The following is a 3,501-nucleotide window of genomic DNA, read 5'->3' as shown; positions in this document are numbered from 1 at the left end:
CCGGACACTTGGACCATGCAATGGTGATTCATTGACGTTACGTCAATCGAATCTCCGCCAAACCCCCTCCGTGCCGGGAATCAGGCACGGAGGTACGCATTCCGGTTGATCCTGCCGGAGGCCATTGCTATCGGGGTCCGATTTAGCCATGCTAGTCGCACGAGTTTAGACTCGTGGCGCATAGCTCCGTAACACGTGGCCAAACTACCCTTCGGAGGAGAACAACCTCGGGAAACTGAGGCTAATTCTCCATACGACACTCAGCCTGGAATGGAGAGTGTCCGAAACGCTCCGGCGCCGAAGGATGTGGCTGCGGCCGATTAGGTAGACGGTGGGGTAACGGCCCACCGTGCCGATAATCGGTACGGGTTGTGAGAGCAAGAGCCCGGAGACGGAATCTGAGACAAGATTCCGGGCCCTACGGGGCGCAGCAGGCGCGAAACCTTTACACTGCACGCCAGTGCGATAAGGGGATCCCGAGTGCACAGGCATAGAGCCTGTGCTTTTCTGAACCGTAGGGAGGTTCAGGAACAAGAGCTGGGCAAGACCGGTGCCAGCCGCCGCGGTAATACCGGCAGCTCGAGTGATGGCCGATCTTATTGGGCCTAAAGCGTCCGTAGCTGGCCTTGCAAGTCCGTCGGGAAATCCACCCGCTCAACGGGTGGGCGTCCGGCGGAAACTGTGAGGCTTGGGACCGGGAGGCTTGAAGGGTACGTCCGGGGTAGGAGTGAAATCCTGTAATCCTGGACGGACCGCCGATGGGGAAACCACTTCAAGAGAACGGATCCGACAGTGAGGGACGAAAGCTAGGGTCTCGAACCGGATTAGATACCCGGGTAGTCCTAGCTGTAAACGATGCCTGTTAGGTGTGACTCCCACTACGAGTGGGTGTTGTGCCGTAGGGAAGCCGCTAAACAGGCCGCCTGGGAAGTACGTCTGCAAGGATGAAACTTAAAGGAATTGGCGGGGGAGCACTACAACCGGAGGAGCCTGCGGTTTAATTGGACTCAACGCCGGACATCTCACCAGCATCGACTGTGGTAATGACGGTCAGGTTGATGACCTTACCCGAGCCACAGAGAGGAGGTGCATGGCCGCCGTCAGCTCGTACCGTGAGGCGTCCTGTTAAGTCAGGCAACGAGCGAGACCCGCATCCTTACTTGCCAGCAGCACCGCGAGGTGGCTGGGGACAGTAGGGAGACCGCCGTGGCTAACACGGAGGAAGGAACGGGCAACGGTAGGTCAGTATGCCCCGAATATGCTGGGCAACACGCGGGCTACAATGGCCGAGACAATGGGTTCCAACGCCGAGAGGCGACGGTAATCTCAGAAACTCGGTCGTAGTTCGGATTGTGGACTGAAACTCGTCCACATGAAGCTGGATTCGGTAGTAATCGCGTGTCAGAAGCGCGCGGTGAATACGTCCCTGCTCCTTGCACACACCGCCCGTCAAAGCACCCGAGTGAGGTCCGGATGAGGCTCCCGAGAGGGAGTCGAATCTGGGCTTCGCAAGGGGGCTTAAGTCGTAACAAGGTAGCCGTAGGGGAATCTGCGGCTGGATCACCTCCACTGAACCGAGACTCACCCTTCGTGGTGAGCTCACCTTTGGCATTCATGCATCGTCGAAGTGTCCGTCACACAGTACGCCGGGCACCGCAGGACCATCATGGCTCGCAGATACGCGACACACCATCCTTCCATTGAGGAAGGTGGGCCCATAGCTCAGCGGTAGAGTGCCTCCTTTGCAAGGAGGATGCCCAGGGTTCGAATCCCTGTGGGTCCATGTCTCCGCCATCACGCGAATTCAAAACGAGTCCCTTAAGGGCTTGTCGCGAATTGGTTGTGATGGAAGACGACCGATGCACCAGCCCCCGAGAGGGCGGCTGGGAAGGGTTCGACGAACACGCTCGGAAGACCTCCGAGGTGTCCGATGACGACCGTGTATACGTGCGATCCAGACGCCCACTGAACCCATTACCGGGTACGTGGACGTATTATACTGGCTACTGTGCCAGCTGGTGAATGGCTCGGCTCGAGAGCCGACGACGGACGTGCCAAGCTGCGAAAAGCCTGAGGGAGCCGCATGGAGGCGTAGAACTCAGGATTTCCGAATAGGAATCCTCTTGCAATTGCTTAGCGCAATGGGGAACTCCCCGAATTGAAACATCTCAGTAGGGGAAGGAAAAGAACGCAATAGCGATGTCGTTAGTAACCGCGAGTAAACGCGACACAGCCCAAACTGAAGCACTGACGTGCAATGTGGTGTTCGGGCTGACGATCAGCGTTCGAAAGCGAATCTGAAGTCTCCTGGAACGGAGCGTGAAACAGGGTGATAACCCCGTAAGATTCGTGAGTACAACGTGAGTCAGTTCCAGAGTAGTAGGGGTCGGATATCCTCTATGAATATCTCAGGCATCAACTGAGAAGGCTAAACACTCCTCGAGACCGATAGCGAACAAGTAGCGTGAGCGAACGCTGAAAAGCACCCCACAAAGGGCGGTGCAATAGGGCCTGAAATCAGTTGGCGAAAGAGCGACAGGGCGTAGAAGGCGCTCAACTAAACGATCGAGAAGCGATTCTCTAGTAGGACGTTGAGCGAGCCGACGTCGTGTCGTACGTTTTGAAAAACGAACCAGGGAGTGCACTTGATTGGCGAGTCTAACCGGCGAATCCGGGGAGGCGCAGGGAAACCGATATGGCCGCAGTCTTATGACGAGGGCCACCGTGTTCAAGCGCGGGGAGCCACTCGGGTGCGACCCGAAACCAGACGATCTATGCGTAGGCAGGGTGAAGCGTGCCGAAAGGCACGTGGAGGCCCGTTAGAGTTGGTGTCCTACAATACCCTCTCGTGATCTACGTATAGGGGTGAAAGGCCCATCGAGTCTGGCAACAGCTGGTTCCAACCGAAACATGTCGAAGCATGACCTCTTCTGAGGTAGTTTGCGGGGTAGAGCTACCGATTGAATGACCCGCCTCCGAGAGGAGTCGGCCATTCTGTCGAACTCCAAACCTGCAGACGCCGCTGACGAAGGGAGTCCGGTGTGCGGGGTAAGCCTGTGCACCATGAGGGGAACAACCCAGAGCTGGGTTAAGGTCCCAAAGTGTAGATTAAGTGCGATTCGAAGGTGGTCTCAAGCCCTAAACAGCCGGGAGGTGAGCTTAGAAGCAGCTACCCTCTAAGAAAAGCGTAACAGCTTACCGGCCGAGGTTTGAGGCGCCCAAAATGATCGGGGCTCAAATCTACCACCGAGACCTGGCCGCGCCTGTCACAGGGCGATCGCGTAGGTTGGCGCACCGTTCGGATGGAAGCTCGGGCGAGAGCTCGCGTGGACCGTTCGGTGACGAAAATCCTGGTCACAGTAGCAGCAATAGTCGGGTGAGAACCTCGACGGCCTGAAGAGCAAGGGTTCCTCGGCACTGTCAATCAGCCGAGGGTCAGCCGGTCCTCAGTCTGCCCGTAAGTCGACGCAGACAAGGGGAAACTGGTTAATATTCCAGTGC

The 3,501-nt window shown here is 57.2% G+C and carries 1 tRNA gene, 1 rRNA gene and 1 other annotated feature (1 of these 3 running past the window's edge); both genes read left to right on the top strand.

The features are described from left to right. Positions 1–98: 98 nt before the first annotated feature. Positions 99–1,569: ribosomal RNA gene (locus ACQE3M_RS16335) — 16S ribosomal RNA — on the top strand. Positions 1,570–1,711: 142 nt separating this feature from the next. Continuing rightward, positions 1,712–1,783, top strand: a tRNA-Ala gene (locus ACQE3M_RS16330). A 211-nt stretch (positions 1,784–1,994) separates the two neighbouring features. Next, positions 1,995–3,501, top strand: a sequence feature (mutual gap in cmsearch alignment for this rRNA model is longer than 100) (it continues 1,408 nt past the right edge of the window).

It is taken from the genome of Halosubterraneus shenae (assembly GCF_050510935.1).
Taxonomy (GTDB): domain Archaea; phylum Halobacteriota; class Halobacteria; order Halobacteriales; family Haloferacaceae; genus JBDGPU01.
Note: the sequence above shows the minus strand (reverse complement) of the source record. Positions and strands in the feature narration are given on the sequence as shown.